This window comes from Agrobacterium sp. AGB01, from assembly GCF_014851585.1.
In the GTDB taxonomy this organism is placed as follows: Bacteria; Pseudomonadota; Alphaproteobacteria; order Rhizobiales; family Rhizobiaceae; genus Agrobacterium.
Genome location: NZ_JACVAB010000009.1, coordinates 66,078 through 92,489, shown reverse-complemented (window position 1 = coordinate 92,489; position 26,412 = coordinate 66,078). Strand labels below are relative to the sequence as shown.

The following is a 26,412-nucleotide window of genomic DNA, read 5'->3' as shown; positions in this document are numbered from 1 at the left end:
TTATAAACCTTATCTGTCACAATGTGGAGACCCGACATGATAGGTAAAACAACCCCTATTCCGCAGCTGCAGCTTGGACAGACCGGCCCAATGATTGGCATTCAGGGACTGGGCTGCATGGGCATGAGCGAATTTTATGGCAAGAGCGATGAGGTTGAATCCCGCGCCACGCTGGAACACGCACTGGAGCTGGGTGTCAGCCTGTTTGACACGGCTGACATGTATGGCATTGGCGCCAACGAAGAGTTTCTGGCGCCTTTCATTAAGACGATCAGGGACAAGGTTATCATTGCCACCAAGTTCGGTTACACGCGCACGCCACAAACGCCGGATGACTGGAGCATTGACAACCGGCCGGAGTTCATTCGAGCAGCCGTGGAAGGTTCGCTCAAACGCTTAGGTGTCGAGGTTATCGACCTCTATTACATGCACCGCCGCAATGATACCGTGCCGCTTGACGATTCCATTGGCGCGATGGCTGACCTGGTGCGTGAGGGCAAGGTGAAATGGCTGGGTCTTTGCGCCGTCAGCGAGGCTGAGTTGCGGGCTGCCCATGCCATTCATCCCATTTCGGCGCTGCAATCGGAATGGTCTATCTTTACCCGCGACATTGAACGCCATGTTGTGCCGGCAGCGGCGGAACTTGATATCACCATCGTTCCCTACTCGCCGCTTGGCCGGGGCATGTTGACCGGACAGAGCTTTGCCAATGGGCTGACCGATGGTGACGCCAGGCAGTATTTTCCACGTTTTTCGGCGGAAAACCGGGGTGCCAATATACGGTTGGTTGGCGAGATTGAAGCAGTTGCTGGCGCCAAGGGCATTACTCCAGCCCAACTTGCACTGGCATGGCTTTATGGGCAGGCAAAACGCCTGAACGTAAAAACAGTGCCCATTCCCGGCACACGCAAGCGCCACCGGCTGGAGGAGAATATTGCGGCGACATCCATTACCCTCACACCAGAGGAGATGGATTTGCTGGAGCCGTTGGCCCATGCCGTGCAGGGCGTGGCGGTGTAAGGCCCGCCATCTTCAAGGCATCACGATAATAGCAGCATCAACCAGACAATAAGGCTCGCAGCAATGCGGGTCTTTTATCATTCTGGCATGGGATTTTGCCCAAGGCATGTGCGAGCTGTTGTGCGTAAACCCTTGCAATGTTTCCAAATTTGTAAGGAGCAGCCTTCATATTGCCCGAGAGCAGCTTGGGGGCGGAATGTTTAAAGCCGGGAATGTAAAGGTTGGTTATCTCATCACCGCGGCTTGGGCTGTCCTGAGTTTGCTTTTGGCTTACCTCATCGCCATCGAAAACTGGGGCCCAGACAGTTCCATTGCGAAGTTCTGGATATGGTTGGGCCTAATGTCCGGTCCTTTGATGCCGTTTCTCTGGGTAAGTACCGACCTGAAAACCCCTGCCGGTCGGCAGTTTGTAATGTGGATTGTAGGTTTGGGTGGGCTTGGAGCCATTGTCGCCCTGCGCTACGAATTTACCTATACGGCCATTGGCCTTTTCGGCTGGATGATGATGGCATTCATGTGCGCGCTGCAGTGGCCGAAAGGCGATGACTACATAATCCAGTTGGAATTGGAGAAGCTCGTTAAAGCACTGGAAAATACAGAGCACCTCGAGAAAATCGTCATTGAGTACGAAAAATATCTGCATTTGCTCAGTGCTCAGGCAGCTGTCGGTTTCCCAAGTGTCATGCGTTTACGCGCGCATTTTCTGGAGGCATTGCCAGAGGTTATCCCCTCTCTCAAGGACGATGGTGGCAGTGACAGCCAACACCTGACGACAAGAGAGACGGCCCGTATGAGACAGTTCATTCTGGAGAAGCTGACATGCGAACTGGCCTATCTCTGCGCCATCTCGTTTTTTGACCGGGTATGTGGCCCTGACTTTCGCGGTAAGAAACAATATCAGGCGCTCGTCAAAATGTTGCTGCAGATCAAAAGCACCGAACAAGAGGTCAAAGGTGTCATCAAACGGCGTGGCAAGAAACTGACCGTGATGACGATTGATGATCTTAGGGAAGTGGAGCATGTGCTGGGACAAGTGCGCAACGATGACGCCAAGGAACATGGAAGACAGGTGCTCGATAGCGACCTGACCGTGACATGGGCCGCACGCACACTACTCGTTCACAGACAATTCCTGCCGGAAAAATTCGACAGTGACACGCAGGCCAAGATGTTCGAGATGATGCGGACCGGTATGCGCGATGTCGGCCAAACCTTCGCGCGCATGAGTTCGGAATATGCAGTGCGGCGATGAGAGACTTTGGGGGGGGGCGGAATGTTTAATGTCGGGAATGTAAACGTTAGTTATCTGATCATGGCAGCATGGGCTGTCCTGAGTTTGCAATTAGCTTACTTGATCGCTAGCGAAATCTGGGGACCAGAGAGCTATTCAGCGCTTCCGCTGGTGTGGCCGTTGTTGAATTCCGGCCCAATCCTGCCGATTTTGTGGGTCAGGAAAAACAAGACCTCTCCAGTCGACCGCAGGTTTGTACTTTGGACTGTGGCCGCAGGCGGGCTTGGAGCCATTGTCGCCTTACGCTACGAATTCACATACATGTCGCTTGGCCTGTTCTGCTGGATGATGCTGGCACTGACAAATGCACTGCTGCTGCGGGATTCTTACCACAAATACCTTCTCGAACTTCCAAAGCTTAGTGCCTCGGATCAGGTCAAGCTTGCCGCGTTGGATCAGGTCGAGCCTGGCGCGTCGGATCAGATCGAGCCTGGCGCGTCGGATCAGATCGAGCCTGGCGCGTCGGATCAGATCGAGCCTGGCGCGTCGGATCAGATCGAGCCTGGCGCGTCGGATCAGATCGAGCCTGGCGAGACGATTTTCATCGCGCACGAGAAGTATTTGCATTTGCTGAATGCGCACGCGGCAGTCGGTTTTCCAAGTGTCACGCGTTTACGCGCGCATTTTCTGGCGGCATTGCCAGAGGTAATCCCCTCACTCAAAGACGATGGTGGTCTCGACAGCCAACAGCAAACGACGAGAGAGATGGCGCGTATGCGACAGTTCATTCTGGAGAAGCTGACATGCCAACTGGCCTATCTCTGCGCTGTCTCATTTTTTGACCAGGCATGTGGTCCTGACTTTCGTTATACAAAACAATATCAGGCACTCGTCGACATGTTGCTGGAAGTCAAAAGTACCGAACAAAAGGTCAAGGGTTTCATCAAACGGCATGGCCAGAAACTGACCGTGATGACGATCGATGATCTCAGGCAAGTAGAGAATGTGCTGGGACAAGTGCGCAACTACGAAGCCAAGAAACATGGAAGACAGGTTCTTGATAGCGACGTGACCATAACATGGGCTGCACTCACAATACTCATTCACAAAAAATTCCTGCCGGAAAAATCCGACAGTGAAACACAAGTCAAATTTCTTGAGATGATGCACACCGGCGTGCGCGACGTGGCGCAAACTTTCGACCGCATGAGTTCGGAATATGCCATGCGGCGGTAAAATGCCCTTCCCCATTGCTATCTCATTTCAGATTCCTGCATGGCTATTCTCTGGCCGCACCACCACCCGTAAGAAATTATTGACAGGTAACATTCCCCACATGTAAGAAATTTCTGACAGGTGGGATGAATTGTGAATCACGACAATGGCGACCAGTTACTGATGATGCTTGCAGCGTTGGCCAACCCCCACCGCCTGCGCATTATTGCCGCCCTGCAAAATGAGGGCCGGATTTATGTGAGCCAGCTTGCCCGCGACATTGGTCTGAGCCGGCCGCTGACCCATCTTCACCTTCGCAAGCTCGAGGAAGCAGGACTTGTGCGTGGTCAGCACGAGATCGCCCCCGATGGCAAGGCACTGAATTATTACGAACCGACTGCATTTTCCGTGACGCTGACCCCGCAAGCCATTGCCGCGGCAGCACTTTCACTCAGCGATGCAGCCAATAAAACCGAGACGTGAAAGGATTAGCCATGGGCCGTGTCAACTTCGATTTCTTTACTTTGCCAGCGCTGTTGCTGGCGACGATCCTGCTGATCTTCGCGATGAAATATTTCGTGGCGGGCCGGACGGCACGGCTGACACACCTGGATAATGAGGCCTACCGGAAACTTGCCGAGCGGGCCGTTGCCGCGCAGGAACAGCAAACGGCGGTGCTGGTGGCATTACAGGCCAAGACAGCGGCCACTGAAGCGCGGCTTGGCGAGGTTGAAAAGCTGCTGAAGGATGTGGGCTGATGCGTATGCCGGGCAATGCAGAAGAGCTGGTGGCGCTGCGCCGTTTGCGCATGATTTCCATTCTTGAAGGCACGACATTGCTGGCGCTGGTGCTGGTTGCCGTACCTTTGAAACATATGGCCGGTTTGCCAGTTGCCACGAAGATTATGGGGCCCATTCACGGGTTGGCCTTTGTCGCCTATGTCTGGATGTTGATGAACAACCTTGCCGGCAGCGATTGGTCGCGCAGGGAGCGCATGCAGATGATGATTGCGGCGATGATACCCTTTGGCGCTTTTATGAATGAGCGTATGTTAGCGCGCCGACAGGCGATGCTTACAGGTGCGGTTTGAAGGTGCTGAGCAATGGACTATTTGTGGCTGCGGTTTCTGCATATCATTGCCGTCATTCTGTGGACGGGCGGCATGCTGGTTGTTGCGGTAACGCTGCGTTCCGCCGGCCCTGACAGTGCGCAACGCAATCCGGCGTTTTTTGCCGCCATTCACCGTTGGGACCAGCGTGTGACCACACCGGCCATGTTTGCCGTTTGGGCACTGGGGCTGACACTGGCATTCATGGGTGGCTGGTATTCCAGCGGCTGGTTCATTGCCAAATTTATCCTGGTGTTTGTGCTGTCAGGAATACACGGCACGCTGTCCGGCAATTTGCGTCGTCTTGTGGCCGACCCTGGGCGCACCCTGCCCGGCCCTTTGCGACATGCGGCACCGGCCATTATCGTGCTTGAGGCCGTGATAGTACTGCTGGTTGGCTTAAAGCCGTTTTAGGCAATCCGCCCCGGTAGAGGAGTTGTTTATTCGGGATATGTCCAGAGTTCATCATCGGCCTTGATAGCGACAACGGTTGCTTTTGCTCTGGCGAGACTATCTGGCGCCTCTGTCAGCGCCATATGGTCGGTTTCGATCTGTAGCAGGAAGTCGACGACCTCCTGGTCCGGCGCACCACGTCTGAGCATTCCGGCAGCAGCAATCAGATAGCTGTCATATTCATCCGCAAACGGTTTTGCATCCTCGTCATTCCAGTGCTTTCCCTCGACCAGCAGACCGATCGGATCCCAATGGCTCCAGCCGATATCCCTCAGACGGGATAGTTTGATGCGGGGCTGGATCGAAAGTGGAGGCATTGCATTATCCTGATTGCAGCTGGACTTGTTATCCCGGCGAGAACATGCAAACAACCGGGCATGAGCGTTGGCGGCGTTGAAACCGCAAAGGTTGATCAATTCAAGCAACCATGCAACCCTATATAGCTGCACAGAAAACAGGAATCTGGAATGTCGCGCGAAGGCTGGGTTGATACCGACGATACGGAAGATACGGATGACGACTGGGATCAGGAGTTTGCCGACGAGTTGCTTGGGTCTTTGGTTGTTATTGGCATTACCTACCGGGAACCGGACGGCACGGTAACCAGAGAACAGCAAATTCACGGCTACATCAGAACCGTTGATCGCCACATGGGAATAACACTCAAGCCCGAAAGTGATGACGAAGAGGATGAATTTAACCTGCCGCCGTTGCTTGAAGTTTTTGAAAGAGCAGAACCGGGCATCTATACCGACGATGCCGGAAACAGGGTCAGCGACCCGGACTTTGTGGCCTATTTCAGCGTGACCTCACCCACCAGCTAATACGCAACCAACGCGGTGTGTTACGCAAACCAGTGGTCATCCGCAAAAGGTTCGGCCACGATCTGATGCCTGTCTTCAAACACCACATAACCCGGGCGGCGGGCCTTGAGAACCTCGATGGCGTGGCCGTGTTCATCCAGCAAGGCTTTCAGTTCAAATGCCTTTTTCACATGCAGCTGCGCGCTCGGCTTGAACCAGCTGAGGCCCGGCGTGTCCATGCGGCGGTAATGCCCTTTTGAGGTGGTGCGACTGAACTTTTTGGGTGCCGCGAGATTTCCGCCAAACCACACGAGAAGTTCGGTGACGTGGTTATATGTGGTTTCATCCAGATTGGTGTTTCTGGACAATTCATATGCGGCAACAAAAAAGCCTTCACGGCTTCTCGCTCCCGGCATTGATGTCTGGCGCACAAATCTCAAATACACGTAAACAACCTTTTTCGACAATAATAAATCGCCCTTAAGTTGCATACATTAGCTTTTTATCGGAACCTGTAAAGGGGGAGATCACGCGGAATTTTCCTGCTCGGAAACGCAGTGTCACAGGCATCAAGACTAACGAATATAGGGGAAACCAGCCCAACCGAATGAAACAGCCGGCGGTAAACGGGCATGAATTTGCGTTGCAATCCATCGCCCGTCATTGCCAATGGCAGATGTTAAGTCCTGTGCGTTGCAGGTCTCGTGCCTTTAGACTTCGGCGCTGCAGGTACGTTGCAGCCTTTAGCTTTCATGCTGGATTCAAGCGCATTAACCTTGCCCTTGGCGACGGCAACCTTGCCTTCCTTATCTCCACCGGCCACGCTGGACATTGGAACGCCAATAAGGAACACGCCAAACGCATCACCCGTGGCCGCGTCATTTTGCTGTTTTGATACAGTTGCCAGAACTTCAAGTTCTTGCAGGTATTCGCGCGAAAGTCCCTGACAATCCAGATTGCCATAAGCCGCCATTGGAATGTCCACTGGCACAATGGCATCAGGTCTTTTAGCACAGGAAGAAATGGCCAGCCCGCAAGCCAGCACCATCACAAACTTTTTCATTCAGCCCCCAACTCTCTCAAAACGTGCTGCGTCTGATCATTTCTGCGCAACCCGCCATTTCTCTTTGTTCGCACACTGCCGCAGCCATAAGACCACTCAGCATTTTGCGCGACATGCTTGCCCTATCGCATGTCGTCACATGGCATAACGACCGATCTACACTACAGGATCGCGCGATAGTCAATCTGCATTGCAACCTGAAATATGGCTGACCACGTTGTTATTTCGGCGAACACGGTGCTGCCACGGCATTCTGCATTTCCCTGACAAGGTCTGCGTTGAAGCGGCCGGCACACAAGAGCTGTTTTTTCCGCACACCATATGCGCATCAACAGACAACAGCCCATTGTTTTCAAGGTCTTGCACTTTTTTTGGCAAGGTATTACCACAACCTTGAATTGGGGACTGGCGGCATGGAAGAACTGGCATATCAAATAATGTCGCTGGGAGAGACCGGCACCTATATGCTGGTCTGGGCAATATTCGCTGCCTCGGCTGGGCTTGCGGTCGCGGCGACCAAACTCGAATGGAAGCTGCACAGAGCCCCCTATTTTCTGTCGCTTGGTTTTACGTTTGTTTTGATGGCCGGCAGCGTTTCGATCCTGACTGATTTGCCGACTGCGATACGGGACGGCTATTCCGGGCAAATAATTGGCAGCTATTTCGTGTGTACCGCGCTGGCTGGCGGGTTGCTTGGCATATTTTCAGCGGCACGCGCGAATGATGCCTATGACACGAGGGGTCTGTGGTTTCTTTCTATTATTCCTATTGCGAACCTCTTTCTTCTCTTCGCCAAATCCATGACCCCGAAAAAGACTGGCTCAGGCGGGTTTATTGCGAATGCAGCCATCGTTTTCATCGGGCTTATGTTATTTTCCACCGGCAGAACCATGGAAAAGCACCTCTCGGAGGTAGCTAGCGAGACCGCCGAGACTGGCACGACAGCCAATAATACTGGCATGACAGTTAAAAAGACTGCCCAGAAGCAACCCGCAGTCCAAAACATTGACAGTACAAACGATACTTTCGGCAACGCCGCCAAGGACGCAGTGAGTGACACAGTTGATAAGCCTGTCAGCAACACTGTTAGCAACAGTGGCAGCAACGGGCAGGCAGGCAGATTCGACTTCGAACCGATGCTGAAACAGATTGTGCTGCAAACCCCAGTGCCACAGCAACTCAGTGATCTCATGACGTTAATACGCATGGAGGCCGAGGCCGATCGGCTGATATCTGTTTATGAGATATCGAGCACCGACTTCACGCTGAGTGAAAGCGTCATGGATTTTCAGATGTTCAACACCTGTAGTCCGACAAGCCCAACATTGCTTTTTGAATTGGGCCTGACGAGGACGAACGTGTTTGTAGACACCGAGGGCAAGGCCCTGGGAGAGGTATCTGCCAATCCCGCATTGTGCGAGGAATGGAGCACATCCTTCGACAAGAGAATGGAGGAAAAAGCTGCGGACGAAACACGGCAACTGTCCGGGAACCAGCAAACGACGGGCGATGGCGTAACCTTAACCCACGCCACTTACCGCGATAAGACATATATCAAACATTTCACCGTGCCCGCCAATCTGTCTGAGAAAACGAGACGGGACATGGAGAAAAACTGGTGCCAGACACCTTACGTCAAGGCCATGCTGTCGATCGGCTTGACGTTGCGGCTGGTTTCAACGTTAGAAGACAGCAAGCCCGCTGGCGACGTCGTGATCAGCAAGGCGACTTGCGATCAAGTTTAGCGTATCAAACTGATGTTTTGCTGTATGCAACCTTGACATCACGAGGCACGCTTGGTTCGATTTATCAAGATAATGTTTCTGCTGCTCTGTCTCGCGGTGTTTAAGGTCATTGCACTATTTGGCCCTAAATTTTGGCGTCTGAACGACCATATCACGCTGTGTTTCGACGACTATGATCCACGCTACACAGCGACCCTGTCGAACGCGAAAAGGTTTGCAAGGCGCTGGATGAAGATATCTAAGACCTGCACCTTTGAGGCGGTGTTTAGGCCAGCGTGCGGCCGGTGCCAGCGTGGCTACGCGTGGAGGTGACCACCAACAACGCCGTTTGCTCGGCAAAAAACCTTTAAGTGTAGCGAGCGACACCATGCCCGCATGAAGTTTAGACGCTAACCCTATTCTTTAGTATGTGCCAATTTGGCACATATTATTCGTGCAATTTGGCCGATAAACCGCTATGAGTCTGGTTAATACTGGCGGGAGGAGGATTTCGCCAGATATTGACATTGGGGCGAGGAGAGATATTGACGGCACAGCATCACAATGCTGCCGGAGATATCAGAAAAGATAAGCAAATGCGGTTACAGGTCTACATTATTGCAACCCTGTCCTGCCTCCTGTTCTGGGGCGGTGTTTATCACGTATCACGTGATGTCTACCGCGCAGCGCACACGGCTGGCGTTATCCCCAACCTGCACATCAAGTACAAGATCGGGCAGATTGGCAACTACGTCTGACAGCAAGGCTTGCGGCTGTCCCCATCAGGCCCGTTTTCAGCGGGTCATGATTTCATTTGGCACGTTTGCGTTTTTGCCTGACTGGAGCCCTGCCCCGGTTTTGACCTGTCTATTTCCCTCAATGTCAGCGTGACAACCATTGCGCTTGTAAGCATGGGCCAACAAAAGAGGTTGGTCCATGGCTTCGGTCGTTTCTATTTGCAATCTTGCCCTTTCCAATGTGGGCAAAGACAACATCAATGACTTAACGGAAAAGAGCGCGGAAGCCCGCGCTTGCAACCAGTTTTATACGCAGACACGCGATATGCTGTTGCAATCCTACCCCTGGAAGGCGGCACGAAAAACGCTTTCTTTGGGCGAGATAACCAATGACAAGCCGGGCGTGTGGCAACATGCCTATATGCGGCCTTCCGACTGCCTGCAGGTGCGCTGGATAAGGCCGGTTTACGCGGAAGATGACGGTGCGCCGGATATGGCCTTTGCCGGTGCGCACCATGAGCGCGAAGCGCAGTATCCTTACGAGATTGAGGGTGACACGCTGTATTGCAATTTGTCGCCCTGCCTTTTGCGCTACACCGCCCGCCTGACGGACCCGACACGGTTTTCGCCGCTGTTCATAGAGGCGCTTTCCTGGCACCTGGCGGTGCGACTGGCGATGCCATTGACGCGCGACCCCAAGATCCGCGCTGATGCGCTGACCATTGCCAGAACCATGCAGGCGGCGGCCGAACAGGCTGATGTCAACCAGGTGCGCCAGACATCCGACACGTCTACCGATTTCCTGACGGTGCGCAGCCATGGCTGATTTACGCGCCTATCAACCCTCGTTCACCGGCGGTGAGCTTTCCCCTGCCCTTGGCGCCCGCAACGATCTGGCCAAATATACCAGCGGCCTTCGCACGGCACTGAATGTATTTGTGCACCCGCATGGCGGCGTGTCCAACCGGGCCGGATTTGAGTTCGTGCACGAAATACGCGACAGCGCAAAGCCGGCGCGGCTGATCAAATTCCAGTTCAATACCGAACAGACCTATGTCCTGGAATTTGGCCACACCTACATACGGATTTTCCGCGACGGTGGTCTCATTCTCTCCGGTGCGACCCCGTATGAAGTAGTGACGACCTACACATCGGCCGAGGTGAAGGATCTGGTATTCGTCCAGGAAGCTGATGTTCTCTACCTGTGCCATGTCGACCACCCGGTGCGAAAACTTGGCCGCCTTGCGGACGATAACTGGACGCTGACACCGGTTGAGTTCAAGCCGCTGATCAATGCACCAGCAGGCGCAATTACCGTGACGGCACCGGGCAATACGGCAGGCAAGACCGGCTATGTGGCAACCACCTATCGTTACGTGGTGTCCGCCGTGGCAGACAGCGGCGAGGAAAGCCTGCCTTCCGCCTCCGGTTCTGTTGTCAACGACCTGTCACTGCAAGGTGGCATAAACCGCGTGGCCTGGACCGCTGTGCCCAAAGCAGTGCGTTACATCGTGTACCGCAATGACAATGGTGTGTATGGCTATATTGGTGGCACGACCGGTGTTTCTTTTGATGATGAAAACATCACGCCCGACCTTTCCGACACGCCACAGTCGGGCCGAAACCCGTTTAACGAGGCTGGCAGCTATCCGCGCTGTGTGACCTTTATCGAACAGCGGCTGGCCTTTGCCTCAACCAAAAATGATCCGCAGGCGGTATGGCTCAGCCAATCGGCCAATTATGAGAATTTTGGTGTGTCGTCTCCCGCCAAGGCCAGCGATGCGGTGACCTTCCGTATTCGTGTAAGGCAGGTCAACGAAATACGCTCGATGATTTCAGTGCGCGGTCTGCTGCTGTTGACCTCCGGTTCCGAATGGATCGTGACGGGCGGTTCTGCAGCCGATGCGATTTCGCCCTCCGCCCTGAAACTCGATAACCAGGGATACCGTGGTGCGGCCCGTGTGCAGCCAATCGTCGTGGGCAACACTGTGTTGTTTGCGCAGCGCTTGGGCGGGGTCATCAGAGATTTTTCCTACGACTATACGCAGGACAGCTATGTGGGCAAGGATTTGACCATTCTGGCCCGCCACCTGTTCAAGGACCGGGAAATTGCCGCATGGGATTATGCCCAGGCGCCGGATTCCATTGTGTGGGTGGTGCTGGATGACGGGGCGCTGGTTTCCCTGACCTATATGAAGGAACAGGATGTATGGGCCTGGACACGGCATGAAAGCGGCGCTCACGGCGATGCCCATTTTGAAGATGTGACTGTCATTGAGGAAAACGGCGAAGACGTTCCCTATTTCATTGTACGCCGGACCATCAATGGCCAAACAAAACGTTACATAGAACGACTGCATTCCCGTTCCTTCAGCAGTGTGGAAGATGCGTTTTTCGTCGATTGCGGCCTGACCTACAGCGGTGCGCCAACGCAGACGATAAGCGGACTTTCCCATCTGGAAGGACAGCAGGTGGTGGCGCTTGCCGACGGCAATGTGGTGCGCAATCTGACCGTGACAGGTGGAACAGTGAGATTGCAGAACGCCGCCGCCAAGGTGCATATTGGTCTGCCGATGACGGCAGCGATTGAAACGCTGGATCTGGACCTTGGCCAGGTACAGGGCCTTGGCACCGTGCAGGGCCGCGCCAAGACGGTGAGTGAAGTGACAATGCGTGTGGAAAACACACGCGGCATTTTCACCGGGCCGGAAGATGGTGACCGCAACAGCGACAAGCTGGTGGAATATAAACAACGCCGTGACGAGGCCTGGAACGAGGCCATACAGCTTTACACCGGCGATGTGCGCATTACCCCCTATTGGGACTGGAATAACAGCGGCAGCCTGTGGGTGAAGCAGTTTGACCCGTTGCCCATGACTATTCTTGCCTTGATGCCGGACGTGACCCTTGGCCGCTAATGTCGAGATAGTCCAGGCTGCACCCTGCCATGTCGCCAGCATTGCCGCACGTATGCGACAGGCAGACCGTGATGAGGTTTTTGCCGCATCCGGCCACACACCGCTTGCCGCCCTTTCCTTTTCCTACCGCAAATCCTCCTGCTGCTGGACAGCACTGTTCGACGGCAAACCGGAGGTAATGGGCGGCGTGGGCGACATCAACATTCTGGCCGGTGTTGGCGCGCCCTGGCTGCTGGGCACCGACGCGGTGGAGCAAAACTTCCGCGCCTTTCTGCGCATCTCCAGCGGTTGGCCAAACCAACTGTTGCAGCGTTATTCCGTGCTGAGAAACTTTGTGGATGCCCGCAACACGGTTTCCATTCGCTGGCTGGAATGGCTGGGTTTCCGGCTGCTCGAGCCGGTCGACATTGGCGGGCATCAATTCCGGCTTTTCGAAATGGAGGCAGCCGATGTGTGATCTTGGACTGACGTTGATGATAGGGTCCACCCTGATGGGTGCCGCCGGACAAATTCAGCAATCAAAGGCAACTGCGGCGGCGAGCAATTACAACGCCCAGATTGCGGAAATGAATGCGAAAATTTCCGACAAACAGGCGAAGGACGCGCTGGAGCGCGGCAAGCAGGAAGAGCAGCAGAAACGCATGCAGACCGCGCAGCTTGCGGGCCGCCAGCGCGCTGCAATGGCCGCCAATGGCGTTGACCTGACCTTCGGCTCGCCGCTCGACACGATTATCGACACCGCAAAAATGGGCGAGATCGACGCGCTGAACATTCGCACCAATTCCCACCGCGAGGCCTATGCCTACAACATGCAGGCTACCAACCAGCGCGCTGGCGCAACACTGGACCGCATGCGCGCCAGCGCCGCCAAGAAGGAAGGTTTCCTGTCTGCCGGCGGCACCATTCTGGGCGGTGCCGGCAGTGCCTACAACCAGGCCGTAGAAATAGGTCTTATCAAGTGAGGTTTTAAATGCCGACTGTTCCTCTTTACCAGGACACACAACAGCGCGTTGCGCTTCGCCCCGAATATTCCGAAAACTTCACAACCCGCGCCGATGCCGATGCATTTGGCGCGGGTGTTGGCCGTGGCATGCAGGCACTTGGCAAGGGCATGGAAACCGCAGCCACCAATCTCAATGAAGCCGCCCTTCGCCTGAAAAAGCTTGATGACGAGACCAGGGCAAAAGAAGCAACGACTGAATTTTCGAACTGGAACCGTAATGCCCTGCACGGCCCCGGCGGTTTTCTATCGCTCACCGGCAAAGCGGCTATTGAAGCACGGCCGGCTTTTGAAAAGGAAGCCGAGAAGAAACATGGCGACATCAGCAAAGGGTTGCCGCCGGGCGCACGCGATATTTACGAGCGCTCGTCACGGGAGACACGACGGGACACTGGTGTGAGCGTTATCAACCATGCCCTTGGGCAGCAGAAAACCGCCGTTACCGACGCTTTCGACGGCAGTATAGAAAGTCATATCAATGATGCGGTTGAAGACAGGCTGGTGCCCCGCAAACTCGAAATGAGACTGGGAAAGGTTGCGGATACAGTCGAAAAAGCTGGCCTATTGCTGAACTGGGACAAGGAAACCATTGAGCGGAAAAAAGCGGAGTATCAGTCCGACGCGTTCACGAGGATCGTCACACGAATTGCTGAGACAGATCCGATCGCGGCGGAAAAATACATGCAGGATCACTCAGAACGGCTTTTGGAAAAAGACAAAACTGCCCTGCAGGAGCGAATGAAACCCGCTGTGTTGAATGCAAAAGCAACACGCAACTCCGTCGACATTGCCACCGGCGCACCATTGCCGCCAGACAGCCCTGCACTGCTTCGACCAACCACGGCAGTGGATTATCTGCGCTACACGTCGGGCCGCCATCTTGCACTCGAAGCGCTTGCCAACTTCAGCAAGAATGCAACGGGCAACGCGGCGCCAACCCCGTGGTCTGTCGATATCGTCAAGAATGTTCTTGGTTCGCCCCTGACAGATGGCGCGCAGGCCACTTCAGCCAAAACATTTCTGAACTTTGGCGTGGCGACCAACAGTCCGCGACCAGGCGATATCGTTGTCGTATCTGGCGAGAGTGGCTCTACCGAGGTCGGCTTTTTTCAGGGACATGACCGAAATGGCAACATTCTGATGATTGCCGGACAAAGCGACCGACCCGGCCAGGTATCAACAAGGGTGACGAGTTCCCGAAGCCTGTTGGGGTTTCGTACGGCCCGCAATGTCGACGCGCGGCGGGTGGAGCTGCCAAATTACAACATGCCGGGGATTACATATCTCGCCCAAAGCCTGGACGCGATTGGGGATGCCGAAGAGCGGGCCGCCACCGGCAAAACAATCGATACGAGCTACACCACCGGGCAGAAAAACATCGACGATAAGCGCGATGAGATCATGCAATCTGGGATGACACAGATTTCCGCAAACAACGGGTTTGACCCTTTGAAAATGTCGCCGGAAGAACAACTTATTATCGGTCCTCTCGGCGTAAAGTTGCTTCAGGACCACAGCGAAACCGTGCAAAAAAACGGGCAACCACGGACAGCCAGTCGCAGATTTTACGAATTGCAGCGTCAATTTGCGAATGACCCGTTGGAATTTGCGCAGTCTGATCTGTTTAATGATCGTCAAAATCTTTCCGACGAAGACTGGGCAATTGTCACAAGCTGGAAAGAGTTGGCACGCACCGACCCGCAGAAAGCACGCGAGCATAGCCGCATTCTGGCGATTACGTTCAAGAGGCTTGAAGATGGGCGTTTTGTCAAAGTTCCGGCGCAGATGACAGAGCAAGACTACAAGCGCCTCGCCGACTTACAGCGGGAGCTTTACGGCTACATTGCGGAACCGGGGACATCAAACAAGGACAACATCAGCAAAAACAAAGATATCAGGACGTTTATGGATGATCTGTTGCGGCGGATGTATTTGGACAACAGCGGGATGTAGCGCGCCTATTGGCCACCACTACCCGCAAATCCCCCTACCCGGACGACGCAACACATCCCGAAATTAAACGGCCTTGGACACCACTGTCCGAGGCCGTTTAAAATTAGTACCTAATCATTCAGCATGCCCTGCATTGCCGCATAAGCACTGACGACAGTAAATATTGCGCCGGTAACTAGACCAGCATCTGCCACGCCGCTACGGTAGCGAATACACCGCGTGATAAGGAAGCCAACAAAACCGAAGAGAAAGAAAGCAATCGCCGAGCCTACCTGACTTCCCAGATACCTGCCCATGTTGGGATAATTGGCTGGGACATGTCCTACGACAACCATGACAACAAGTTGTGAGACAGCCGCCAACACAGCGAGTTTCAACAACACTCCGCGTCGTGCCGCTCTCCAATTTCTTTTTGCTGTGATGTCTTCAGCCATATCACTCATCGATGCTTCCCCCATTTTTTGGCATTATTAAACAACGTACCTGTCGTTTCAGCGCAATTTCCATGATTTGCAATTGTCTATGCAATATTCAGGGAACAGTATTTTCCTATCCGCAGGACTTAACGTCACGCGAAGACGAGTAGCTGGCTGCGATTTCCAGAGAAACTTCCCCACTTTCATCACAAACGTTTCAGCAGGAAGTATTTCCCGGTAAGCAATTTGATCGCGGTAATCTCCAGTTACAAAAGGTCGATTGACATAAGTAATGCTGTAAATTTTGTCGTCATTTTCTGGTGCCAGAAGTCTGGCCGCTTTGGAGACAATACCGGATGCCCTGTCGTGGTAATGCTCGCTGATAAAATCGATGAAATCTGGATTTGAACCTATTTCCAACAGCGTGGTGTTGGCGTCCTGCACGGGATTAAACCGCTTGTAGGTGGACCATACCGGCGGCGCACTGAGAATATAATGTGCACCCAAGTATGCCTTGTTATTCTGAAACTCCAGTTCGTACACTTCAGGCTTGCTGTCCGGCCCCTTGATGTCAGTGCACAATTTCGGCCGCGGTGTCTCGCCACACTGATACCAGCCGGCCAAAGACTTGACCTTGTCGTAACTGTCACCCGCCCGCACACCGTTCCAGAATTCTGGAGGTTTGTACCCTTCTGGCGGCACGCCCGGGGCCGACTGCGCAGATGCCGGGGTCGCCAGCGCATAAATCAATAACGCCAACCAGCCCATAAAGCTGCGCGCGACTGCGATACCCATCCCCTTCGTCCCCACAACCATCACACCGGTAATCATGCCTCATTTAAACAGGAGAGGCATGTTTTGGAAAATAAGCCAGACACGGAAACGCAAGAGCAAAACACGCAAGCTGGCATTGGTCCAGTTACAGCTACGCAACCAGTGGACGAAAGTCCAGATGTCATAATGAGACAGCACAAGCTCGCACAAGACTATGCGCAAGTGACCGGAAAACAGCAACCGCCGCTCTACCTCCTGATTGGACATGAGGATGAATTTCAGTCCGAGATTGATGAGATAAGGCTTCACGACCTTTTACAAAAATCTCCACGTTTTGCGTCATGGGTCAAAGGAAATGAGATCGCGCTGGCTTCGGGCAAAAATGAACTGCCCGATCTAGCCTGGTGGGACACAGTTGGCGAGACGATATCCACTATCGTCACGCCAAAAACTGACCGTACACCGCGTTTATATAATGCCCCTAGTAAGCTCCCCGTCAGACCAGACGCAGATTTTTCCGAAAATATGAACAGAATGTACCGTCAATCAGGGATGACGGATATTGCGTTTCTTGTCGACAGTCGCTTCAAAAAGCAAGCTTCGTCGCAGTCGTTTCCCGCTATTTTCAGTCCGGATTTTTTGCAGCCATCGACTGAACGTCAGGCGGAGGGATTTGAACGCGAACCTCGCGATCTCAACTCATTTATACACAGCTCAGATAATGACTTTGCCAACAGCGTTAAAGTACGCGCTCCTCGGCCAGGGGATGTTGATATTGCGTTTCTCGCCAACAGGCGCTTCGAAAAACAAGCTTTGTCGCAGTCGCTTCCCGCTATTTTCAGTCCGGATTTTTTGCAGCAATCGACTGAACGTCAGGCAGAGGGATTTGAACGCGAACCTCGCAATCTTAACTCTTTTATACGCAGATCAAACGATGGTTCGGAAAGTACTCAAGACAACAAAACCACAAAAGCAGATAAGCGCGTCTCCGAAGCTACACCACCCGATAATATTTGGGGAGCGATAGTAAACACAGGAATTCGGGCGATCGATGGTACAGCCCTAATATACAATCAACATCTGTTTGAAACTACGCTGGGTAGACACCTAGACCGCCAAATGTCTTTTGACGAGCTCTTAGCGTCTGAGGAGAGAGGTGAGAGAGGGTTTAGATTAATTCCGAGCAACTATTTTAATGCTGCTACCCGATACATTGACGCCCGCTATGCTGACCTCATCGATACAAATGACGAAGAAAGTGCCGGATATTACGGTGCTAAAGTTGCGGCCAATCAGGAGGCAATAAAAAATGCCCCGAAGTCCGTTTGGGCCACGGATGCCCAGAAAACCATGTTTGTCGACGATGCTACATTTGGCCAGACATTGGGGAATGTTGGGTCGACACTCATAGACAATCCTTTCGGGTTTCTGGTGTGGTCTGCCGAAACGTTCGGCGAGACCACGCCACAGCTTTTCGTCGTTGGAGGAGCTACGCTCCTAACTAAAAATCCTGCTTTCATTACAGGCTTACAATTCGGCACATCCTACATGACCGAAAGAAACAAGTCGGCCGCAGACTTTTTAGTTGAAAAGGGTTTGAATCTAAGCAAACCCGAAGATTTTCAACGCCTCATCGACGATCCTCACTTGATGAGAGACGCTATTAACAGAGGTTTTTTTCGAGGTGTCGTTATCGGCGGTGTGTCAGTTATTACACAAGGCGTAGGTAATAGACTGCCCGTTAAAAACGTCGTCACCAAGACGTTCTCCTCATCAGCAACAGATGTGATTGGTGGTTCTGTTGGCGAATATTTTGCACGCCTTGCTGCGGGGCAAGATATAAAATGGGGCGAAATTCTCTCAGCTGGACTTCAAAATTTGGCGGGTTTGCCTCACAACATGGGTACAGCCACAGCTAAGGCATTTATAGATCGACGAAAAGCTTCGGCAGCCAATTTAACTCTTTCTGTGATAGATGAATTATCACAGAAAGCACAGGATTCTAACCTTCGACAGCTCTCCCCCGAGGGGTTTGAGCGCCGAGTAGAGCAGGCAACCGAAGGCACACCCGCGGAAAACATGTACGTGGATGCAAATAAACTGGCCAACCTGCTGGAAACAGAGGGTCGCGACCCCTACGAACTTGCTGAAAAAATAGGCTTAACTAGGCAGCAATTTGATGAAGCCCGCAGCAGCGGTGGTGATATAAAAATTTCTACCGCCAAATTTGCTGGACGCGTAGCAGACGACCCCGATAACGCAGCGATAAAAAAACAAATGCGTTTTACGCCGGACGCCATGTCCTACACCAAGGCTCAGGAACATCTCAAAAATTTTAATAAGACACTCAGTGATGCTCTGATTGAGGATCGAAAGGCCTATCAAGCCGCCGAAACTGATGTGGTGCCGAGTGACATTTCCAGCGGTCAACCCGCCCGCGACGAGCCAGCTATCCTCTATGGTAAACTATTGTTCGATGGGACAGTGGTTTTTATGAACTTGAAGAAGACAGGTCCGCAAACATTTACTTTTGACGCGCCAGCTAAATATCCGGCCGACATGGATCTCGAAGCCTTATCACAACCGGCGACTGATGACACACGCGCCAAGAACGGTGACGGTGTTAAATTGACGCCGGTCAAAAAAGGCGATGCACAACCACTGCCCAGTGAAGACGGCAAAGCCCATGCCCTGCCCCAGGAAAATGGTGATGTGCAACCCCTGCCTCAGGACAAAGCCGGAGGCAAACGCGCGTCCGCATCGGAAAGCCGATCTTTAGGGGGGATGGGAGCCGGTGGTATTACGGCCTTCTCCAGCGCTGGTCTTGCAGGCGTAGTTGGCCAGTTCACCAATTATATCCGGGACATGGCTGACGAGGGTGAGCCGACGGCGGTGGCGGCAATGGCCCAGCTGAATGACTGGTGGGGTCAAAGCGCAAAGAACGTTGCAGAGGCTGATGCACAAGCAGTTGATAACAACGACATTGCCGCGACCGATGGCGCGACCATTCTTGGTACGGCTTCGACCGACAATACGGCAAAAACGGCGGTAGTCGACAGCGGCCTACAAACACAGTTCAGTCGTGACTTTCAGACATACATGCTGGAAGGCAAAGTGCCCTCACCCGAACTTGCTGGCACATTTGAAACCGCTCGAAAATGGTTGACGACGGCCTACGTGAACAGCGCAGCTGTTAACGGGAAAACCAGCCCCGAGGTCGCGGAAGTGTTTAACCGCATGCTGGTCAGTGACGGCCAGCTGGAAATGGCACGTCTGGACGCTGGCGAAAGCGGCCCTGTGTTTTCCTCCGCAGAAGCCATGGGGCTTTCCGAGGCGGCATATGCCGAATTTACAGCCACACGCCAGCAAAGCGAGGACGAAGCAAGTGCGGAAATGCTGCAAAGCGTGATGCAGCCGGTGCGACGTGAACAGGACAAAGCCTACGCACAAGAAAAGGCAACGGTGCGCGCCCAAGTGGAACAGCAGGTTAACACCGAAGGGTACTACCGGGCGACCGAGCTGATGAGCAACCGCCGCTGGCTCGGTGACGGCGAGATGCCTGATCATCTGGCCGATATCCGTTTTGACGAAGCAATGCTGGTTGCGCACTATGGAGATGGTATTCTGGGCCTGCTGCCGCGTGGCAGCCAGACCGTTTATACGGACAAAGGTGGTCTTGACCCCGATGATGTCGCCAGCATTTTCGGCTATGGTTCCGGCGACGAATTACTGCGTTTCATGGTGATGGCGCCGAGCCGCAACGACCGGATTGACAGCGAGACAGCGCGTATCATGCGCGAGCGCCATGGCGATCCGCTTTATGACGGCACCGCCGACCTAAAAGCCATGGACGCCATTCACAACGACCGCCGCGGGCAATTGCTGGAAATAGAGCTGAAAGCGCTTGGCCGTTTGTCCAACACGACACAAAACACGACCCTTAAAGAGGCACATGCATCTGCTGTATCCATGATGTCGACCATGTCCGTGGCAGACGCGATGGAGAGCAGACGTTTTCTGGCTGCCGAGCGACGTGCAGCAGAGGAAGCGGAGCGTCTTGGTGTACAGCTTTCCGCGGGATCAACGGTCGACCCAGCGACATCAGTGACGATGCAAAATGGCGATGCCGCCGTTGACGCAGATATCTCAACCGGCACATCCGCTGATAAGAACGAGACTGCGAAAAAGCTCTACACCGCCAAAAAGCGGCAGCTGCTCAACCACGCGCTTTATGTCGAGAGCCGGAAAATCGCCCACGAAGTGGAGGAGATGGAACGCTATGTTCAAAGCGTTGACACCCCGGAAAGGCGCGAACAGTTTGCCGTCGCATCATTTCACGATAATGGCCGCATAGACTACAACAGTGCCATGGACGACCTGCTGGGCCGTTACGACCTGAACGCCTCACAGTCCATGCAGGCCAGTGACCAGCTCGGGACATGGGCAGACAGGCAGGCAAGTGCAACGGGTGGCTTGGACGTATTTATTGAGCAGATGAAGGCGGCAGGTCGTGAAAACGAGTTGGCAATAACCGACGAGGTTATGTCCTCCACCACGCGCATACCGTACCAAAAACTGCCGCTGCAATCGCTTCGTGGCGTGGTCAACAGCATCCGTAACCTGCAACACATAGTAATGCGGGCCGGCAAGCTGGTGGATGCCGAGCAGACACGCGACTTTGAACAGACCGTTTCCGGCGTGTTGGGCGCCTTTACCCACACATCAACGGGCGCTCAGCAGTCTATCGGAAACGGTACGGTGCCGGCCGCTGCAGATACTGGAGGTACCGCCGGCACTAAGGGGTATGGGCGCCCTCGCCCTTATCTTGACCCGGCCATGAATGCCAACCTTGTGCTACGCGATCTCGATGGATCAAAAAAAGCGGGCACCGTGCAAGCTGCCATCAAGGCACCTGTCGATGCCGCGTCTGGGCGATTACTGGCACGCAAACAAAAGGCCGCGAGCGATCTGGCCGCACTATATGACGTCTATTCCCCCGCGGAGCGTCAGGACATGGGCAGGCGCCTGCATGTGCCAGCGCTTGGAACGTCAATTTCCAAATGGGACATGATTGCCATTGCGCTGAACACCGGCACTGCCGAAAACCGCAGACAGCTGACAGATGAAACCATTGCCGGAGCGTTCAGCGAGCAACAGGTTGTTTCCGTGTTGAAATACCTTGACGCACGTGACGCGGATTTTGTTCAATCCGTCTGGGATTATACCGCTTCGTTCAAGCCGGACATTGCTGCCCGCGAAAAACGGGTAACCGGTGTTACACCACAATGGGTGGACGCAACGCCTGTTGTGATTGGTGGCAAAAAACTGGCAGGCGGTTATTACCCGCTGCGCGACAATACAGATGATATGTCACAGGCGCTTGTTGCCGGCAAGTTTGCCAAGGCGCATACCAGCGGCCTTCATGGCCGGCAGCAGCAAGGCCAGACGGCCATGCCGCTCGAGCTTGATATGTCCGTGCTGCACAGCCATGTCAACGAATTGGTGCATGATCTGGAACTCAGTGAAGTCGTGGCAAACACTGGCCGCCTGTTGCGGGACGAGCGTATTCAGGCCGCCTTTATCCAGACTGGTCAAGGTGCAGACCATGTGATGTTGCAGGGGTGGCTGCGCGACGCCGCGACCGGCGACACATCTGGCGCCGCGTTGTTGAGCGGAACAGCGCGTTTCGCAAAGAACAATGTTACCGCGGCTAGCCTTGCCACGGAACTGGGGTCATCAATGACACAGATGTCCGGTTTGTCAGAGGCCATGACCGGCATCGGTCAGCAGCAGTTTGCCGTTAACCTGCAAACTGCCCTGCGGCCGGGCGTGATGCGCCGTGTGGCGGCGCTTTCACCCTATATGTCCAGCAGGCAAGGCACGTTCGAAAACTCCAGCGGTGGCAGCAACACGCTGCTTGGCGGGCTTTCCACCTGGATGATGCAACGACTGAACTATCAGATGGTGGAGGTGCCGGTATGGCTGGCGGGATATCATCAAGGACTGGACACATATCGACGCAACGAGGCCAAGGCCATAAGCCATGCCGACAGGCTGGTAAAACAGTTGCAGACATCGCGTGATGGAAAACCCTCTGACAATGCGATGACCAGCGTCCAAGAACGAGAGGTTGAAACCCTGCTGACAGCGCTTGGCGCGTTGATGACAGCAAAATCCCGCACGGGCGAAAACAGTGTTCCGCAAGGTGGAATGCCGGTCAGTAACGATGCTGCCGAGGGTATCGCCTTGGCGATTGATATTGCCGCATTGTTTTACACCGATGCAGTGTTGAAGGCTATTGCGCATGGCAAGTCTCCAGTCGGTGATGCAGTATCAGCTCTCTCTATTGCCGAGACCATGCCGTTTTTCCGCGATGCTGAAAGCCCCAAAACTGGAGCGCCACGCCGTGGCAAAGGACAGCGTTCCAAGGACAACAATGGCACCAAAAGACTGGCAGGCATGATCAGTGCGTCTGGTGTCCTCAACGGCATCGATGCCGCCGGTTTGATGGCAACTCTCAACACGACTGGCCTGTCTTTTGGCCTGCCGGCCACACAGATCAGCCAGGTGCTGGAGGCGCGCATGCCGCAGACAAAGGGCGGAGAAACCTCACTCATGCAGCTTCTGACAACCAGATCAGCCTGACAACCTTCTTGCGCCTATGGTTCGCCAAATCCCATAGGCGCGAGAAACAATGACGATACCCAGCGAAGTGAACCGCTCTGGCCCTTACAATGGTAACGGCGTCACAACGGCATTTGAATATCAGTTCAAGATTTATGAGCCCGAACATTTGCGGGTTATTCTTATCGATACCGACGGCAGCGAGTCTGTTCTCAACCATCAGCACGATTTTACCGTCACCGGTGTCGCGGACGATTCCGGCGGCAATGCCGTGTTGAATTTTGCACCAGCCAGTGGCCAGAAAATCGTGCTGCTGCGCGGTGTGCCGTTTACTCAGGATACCGATCTCGAAAACCAGGGCGCTTATTACGCCGAGACGGTTGAAGTGCGTATGGATCTGCTGACAATGCAAATCCAGCAAATCAAGGAGCAGACCGATCGCTCCATTCTGGCGGATTATGGTCAGTCCGGCTTAAAAATTGCCAATAATCTCGATGAAGGCGACACGCTGATGATGGTCGGTGGTCTGCTTGGCAAAGGGCCAAATTCCGGCATGATCGTCAATGCCGCTGGTTATGCGACGCAAGCCCATGAGGCGCGAGATGCCGCGCAAGGCCATGCACAGGATGCCGAAACCTCGGCCGTTGAGACGGCAAGCTCCGCAGCGACGGCAGCGCAATGGTCGGCACGCGCACAGGATTGGGCTGTCAAATTAGATGGGGTTGTGGATGGCACGGACCATTCCGCGAAATACTGGGCAACTCAAGCCTACCTGAATGGCGGCGTGCCCATTGGCACGATCATCGATGTCTACGGCAATGGTACCACGACACCACCGGGCTATCTCAAGATTATTCCGGGCCTTGAAATTACGGCAGCCTATCCAGAATTACGGACATGGGCTTTGGCGAACGGCTGGTCCGTCAATGGTGCCGGCAACCCGGTCTTCCCTGCCACTGATGACGCACTGTTCAAACGCCAGTGGCGGGCTGGCCAGACACTTCGTGATGCCGGGCGCGCCTTTGGGTCGGTTCAGGCGGATGCGTTACAAGATCATAGACACGCTATGCCGACAGTGGGACAATCTTCTTGGGCTATTTTTGGCATAAAAAACGTTGTGTCTTCTGTAGTCGCTGGGTTTGGATCAACAGCAACAACTACGACTATTGCCGTTACCGATAGTCCGGACGGTAGAATGGCCTCTGAAACTCGCGTAGCCAACATCACTGTTACCTGGTTCATCAAGGCTTATGATACGCCGTTGGATGCGGCCACGTTGACTGCTGCCCAACTGGTCAATGACGTTGCTGACGTGCGGACCCGCGTTACAACACTTGAGACCACGAAGCCGTGGGAAGTTATAGATGACAGCGAAGATCTATCGAACGTCGCCGTCTATACCAGAACAGGCCTTGATGCATTTCGTCAGATCAGGATCAGCGGCACAATTCGCCCGAATGTCAACAACGCGGTTCCCTGTCTGATACTTAGCCCGGATAACGGCCTGACGTGGATCAACTCAAATTATTATATCTCGGCCAGCGGCATGATTGGCGTCAGCAGCGGATACGATGCAGGCACGTCGGGCGTTGGAGCACTGACTCCCAGCTATAGAAGCCTTTCCAATACCTATGATCTCAACTTCGAAGGCATGATTTTCGAGTTCAACAAGGCCAAGGGGCAATCAAAATATTACACGGGACAGGCTGTGGGAGTTGATAGCGGAAACGCCTATTTCAGCCTTCTGGTTGGCGGTGCCCATTCCACATCTGCGGCACTCAATGGGCTGCGCATTTACATGAGTTCCGGCAATTTTAGTGGACGTCTTATCGTCGAAGGCAGGAGGGGCTGATATGGAACAGACATATATTGACGGTATTTTTCGTGAAATGACGTCCGCTGAGTATGCGGAGTTTAGCGCACTTCAGGAACAAGCTGTGAAAGCCCCCAAACCATTCCTGCCAATCGAGCCTGTGCCCTTCTGGAAGGCTGCATGGGATCTGCTGTCTCTTAAAAAAGCTGATGTTTACGCCGCCATTGAAGACCCGGACGAGCGTTACCTTGCGGAACTCGACATCGAGGGACGCAAGTCTTACCGCAGGGATGATCCCGTGGTCGTGCGGCTGTCGCAGTTGTTGGACTTCCCTGCCGACCAGATGGATACGCTTTGGGTCTATGTCCAGGATCATTACGAATAATCGGCGCGGCCAATCCTCAGATTGATGCCGCACGCCCCAACCTATGCAAGTTTGATATTATTCAGGGTGCCGCCGCAGAAGATGACGGCTTCCTGAACATAGTCTTTGACCATGACTGAAATGGAGCCTCAACGAATCTTTGACAGACGAAAGCCAGCAAAATGGCCGCAGGCACGGATAGATACGGGCCGAATGTGGAGATGCAAATTGCATGGATCAGATAGAGAGAAAAGCTGATTTCACCAATGAATGTCAGCGGCTTGAACGACAGCACCCTCTCAGACCAGCCGTTGTGATGACCGTCAATAACGACGATGGCAGTGACGGCTGCAAATACCGGACCGCTCCACGATCCTTCACCAACGATCAACTGCATTGCCAGAGCAGCAAGCGCAACGAACAAATACCATCGTTTCTTTAGGCTATCCCGGTAGCGAAAAGCCAAAACGCCGCACAAAAATGCGTAAGCGTGCCATGGCAGCGTGTAATGTCTGAATTCGAAAAGATCATCGCCTATCAATTTAAATCCTCCGTGTAAAACGGCAGGAACAGATAGAACGGCTGCGGCGCATGCCACAGTTGATACGCTACGTCTCGTGGCAACGATCAACAGCGGAAAAATCGCGTAGAACCCGACTTCAACAGCTATTGACCACTCAACCGATAATATGTCGTTGGCATATCGAGGATAGAGCACATTCAGAAAGGTGAAGTGCGAAATGATTGATACGGTGGGCGGCCAATTATCTGGCTGTCGCACCAGAATGCTGACTATGAGAGTCAGAAAGTACATCGGCGCGATACGAAAAAATCGCCTGACGTAAAAGGCTTTCCAGTTGTAATCATGCCCTTCGAATGCCCGCGATGCGGACAAGCAAATGACATAAGCGGAGGCAACAAAAAATACGGTAACACCGTATTTACCGTGGTCAACAATGGAGTTTCCGATATCGCCAAGCGATCGAAGACCCCATCCACCGGCGTGAATCATAAAAACTAACAGTATTGCAACGCCCCGGAGGCCATCAAGGTAGTGAATTTTGCGCATATCCATCCCATAGCGGGAGTTGTCGCGTGCGGCAAACCTAATTCCTAAGAATAAGGAAGGGAACGGTATTTGTCAGCGTCAAACGTTAGTGCAGGTCTCTTAGCTACATGGCTTGACCGAAAAACAG

General features: G+C 53.7%; 24 protein-coding genes. 18 read left to right on the top strand and 6 right to left on the bottom strand.

The features are described 5' to 3' along the window. Window positions 1-36: 36 nt before the first annotated feature. The 7 genes from IB237_RS24165 (at window position 37) to IB237_RS24135 (ending at window position 4,988) form a co-directional block, all read left to right on the top strand. Entirely contained in the window at window positions 37-1,020 is a 984-nt protein-coding gene (locus IB237_RS24165; protein WP_192491296.1) for an aldo/keto reductase, read from the top strand. A 196-nt stretch (window positions 1,021-1,216) separates the two neighbouring features. Then, window positions 1,217-2,272, top strand: a complete 1,056-nt coding sequence (locus tag IB237_RS24160; protein ID WP_192491295.1) for a hypothetical protein — start codon at window positions 1,217-1,219, stop codon at window positions 2,270-2,272. A gap of 99 nt (window positions 2,273-2,371) precedes the next feature. After that, the gene (locus IB237_RS24155; RefSeq protein ID WP_192491294.1) at window positions 2,372-3,487 is read left to right on the top strand and encodes a hypothetical protein; all 1,116 of its coding nucleotides are present in this window, start codon (window positions 2,372-2,374) and stop codon (window positions 3,485-3,487) included. A gap of 132 nt (window positions 3,488-3,619) precedes the next feature. Next, window positions 3,620-3,949 (top strand): ArsR/SmtB family transcription factor, encoded by a 330-nt coding sequence (locus IB237_RS24150; RefSeq protein WP_371815397.1) that lies wholly within the window; start codon window positions 3,620-3,622, stop codon window positions 3,947-3,949. Between the two features lie 11 nt (window positions 3,950-3,960). Further along, window positions 3,961-4,224: a hypothetical protein gene (locus IB237_RS24145; protein ID WP_192491293.1), complete on the top strand. Its 264-nt coding sequence runs from the start codon at window positions 3,961-3,963 to the stop codon at window positions 4,222-4,224. Further along, window positions 4,224-4,556, top strand: a complete 333-nt coding sequence (locus tag IB237_RS24140) for a DUF3817 domain-containing protein (RefSeq protein ID WP_246788267.1) — start codon at window positions 4,224-4,226, stop codon at window positions 4,554-4,556. Before IB237_RS24145 ends, IB237_RS24140 begins: the two co-directional genes overlap by 1 nt. Before the next feature lie 12 nt (window positions 4,557-4,568). Continuing rightward, window positions 4,569-4,988: a CopD family protein gene (locus tag IB237_RS24135; protein WP_192491292.1), complete on the top strand. Its 420-nt coding sequence runs from the start codon at window positions 4,569-4,571 to the stop codon at window positions 4,986-4,988. A gap of 26 nt (window positions 4,989-5,014) precedes the next feature. On the opposite strand, the gene IB237_RS24130 is transcribed toward IB237_RS24135, so the two are convergent. Next, window positions 5,015-5,344 carry a hypothetical protein gene (locus IB237_RS24130; protein ID WP_192491291.1) on the bottom strand — a complete coding sequence of 110 codons (330 nt, stop codon included), beginning with the start codon at window positions 5,342-5,344 and terminating at the stop codon, window positions 5,015-5,017. A gap of 150 nt (window positions 5,345-5,494) precedes the next feature. Here IB237_RS24130 and IB237_RS24125 point away from each other — a divergent pair, with 150 nt between their 5' ends. Further along, window positions 5,495-5,851: a hypothetical protein gene (locus IB237_RS24125; protein WP_192491290.1), complete on the top strand. Its 357-nt coding sequence runs from the start codon at window positions 5,495-5,497 to the stop codon at window positions 5,849-5,851. A gap of 20 nt (window positions 5,852-5,871) precedes the next feature. On the opposite strand, the gene IB237_RS24120 is transcribed toward IB237_RS24125, so the two are convergent. Beyond that, on the bottom strand, window positions 5,872-6,276 hold the full coding sequence (locus IB237_RS24120; RefSeq protein ID WP_192491289.1) for a hypothetical protein: 405 nt from the start codon (window positions 6,274-6,276) through the stop codon (window positions 5,872-5,874). Window positions 6,277-6,509: 233 nt separating this feature from the next. Beyond that, window positions 6,510-6,893, bottom strand: a complete 384-nt coding sequence (locus tag IB237_RS24115) for a hypothetical protein (protein ID WP_192491288.1) — start codon at window positions 6,891-6,893, stop codon at window positions 6,510-6,512. 413 nt (window positions 6,894-7,306) lie between these two features. On the opposite strand from IB237_RS24115, the gene IB237_RS24110 reads away from it, so the two are divergent. The 7 genes from IB237_RS24110 to IB237_RS24080 all read left to right on the top strand — a co-directional run bounded on the left by IB237_RS24110 (window position 7,307) and on the right by IB237_RS24080 (window position 15,225). After that, a complete protein-coding gene (locus IB237_RS24110; RefSeq protein WP_192491287.1) occupies window positions 7,307-8,638 on the top strand; it encodes a hypothetical protein in 1,332 nt (443 codons plus the stop codon). A gap of 524 nt (window positions 8,639-9,162) precedes the next feature. Further along, a complete protein-coding gene (locus IB237_RS24105; protein ID WP_192491286.1) occupies window positions 9,163-9,375 on the top strand; it encodes a hypothetical protein in 213 nt (70 codons plus the stop codon). Window positions 9,376-9,553: 178 nt separating this feature from the next. Continuing rightward, entirely contained in the window at window positions 9,554-10,180 is a 627-nt protein-coding gene (locus IB237_RS24100) for a hypothetical protein (protein ID WP_192491285.1), read from the top strand. Beyond that, window positions 10,173-12,272, top strand: coding sequence for a hypothetical protein (locus tag IB237_RS24095; protein ID WP_192491284.1), 2,100 nt, complete (start codon window positions 10,173-10,175; stop codon window positions 12,270-12,272). The genes IB237_RS24100 and IB237_RS24095 overlap by 8 nt, the downstream gene beginning before the upstream one ends. After that, window positions 12,262-12,729 (top strand): hypothetical protein, encoded by a 468-nt coding sequence (locus IB237_RS24090; RefSeq protein ID WP_192491283.1) that lies wholly within the window; start codon window positions 12,262-12,264, stop codon window positions 12,727-12,729. The genes IB237_RS24095 and IB237_RS24090 overlap by 11 nt, the downstream gene beginning before the upstream one ends. Beyond that, window positions 12,722-13,234, top strand: coding sequence for a hypothetical protein (locus IB237_RS24085; RefSeq protein WP_192491282.1), 513 nt, complete (start codon window positions 12,722-12,724; stop codon window positions 13,232-13,234). The genes IB237_RS24090 and IB237_RS24085 overlap by 8 nt, the downstream gene beginning before the upstream one ends. Window positions 13,235-13,242: 8 nt before the next feature. Further along, window positions 13,243-15,225, top strand: coding sequence for a hypothetical protein (locus tag IB237_RS24080; RefSeq protein ID WP_192491281.1), 1,983 nt, complete (start codon window positions 13,243-13,245; stop codon window positions 15,223-15,225). Window positions 15,226-15,335: 110 nt separating this feature from the next. Here the strand turns inward: IB237_RS24080 and IB237_RS24075 are convergent, their stop codons facing one another. Together IB237_RS24075 and IB237_RS24070 are read right to left on the bottom strand one after the other, a co-directional pair. Next, window positions 15,336-15,668 carry a hypothetical protein gene (locus IB237_RS24075; protein ID WP_192491280.1) on the bottom strand — a complete coding sequence of 111 codons (333 nt, stop codon included), beginning with the start codon at window positions 15,666-15,668 and terminating at the stop codon, window positions 15,336-15,338. A gap of 48 nt (window positions 15,669-15,716) precedes the next feature. Continuing rightward, window positions 15,717-16,436 (bottom strand): hypothetical protein, encoded by a 720-nt coding sequence (locus IB237_RS24070; protein WP_192491279.1) that lies wholly within the window; start codon window positions 16,434-16,436, stop codon window positions 15,717-15,719. Between the two features lie 2,064 nt (window positions 16,437-18,500). Between IB237_RS24070 and IB237_RS24065 the strand changes: the two genes are divergently transcribed. From IB237_RS24065 to IB237_RS24055, 3 genes are read left to right on the top strand one after another with little or no spacing between them, the layout of a single operon-like run. Next, window positions 18,501-23,060 (top strand): hypothetical protein, encoded by a 4,560-nt coding sequence (locus IB237_RS24065; protein WP_192491278.1) that lies wholly within the window; start codon window positions 18,501-18,503, stop codon window positions 23,058-23,060. Between the two features lie 49 nt (window positions 23,061-23,109). Continuing rightward, window positions 23,110-24,891: a hypothetical protein gene (locus IB237_RS24060; RefSeq protein WP_192491277.1), complete on the top strand. Its 1,782-nt coding sequence runs from the start codon at window positions 23,110-23,112 to the stop codon at window positions 24,889-24,891. Between the two features lies 1 nt (window position 24,892). Then, entirely contained in the window at window positions 24,893-25,237 is a 345-nt protein-coding gene (locus IB237_RS24055) for a hypothetical protein (protein WP_192491276.1), read from the top strand. 61 nt (window positions 25,238-25,298) lie between these two features. Here IB237_RS24055 and IB237_RS24050 read toward each other — a convergent pair whose 3' ends face one another. Further along, entirely contained in the window at window positions 25,299-26,285 is a 987-nt protein-coding gene (locus tag IB237_RS24050) for an acyltransferase (protein WP_192491275.1), read from the bottom strand. Window positions 26,286-26,412 lie beyond the last annotated feature (127 nt).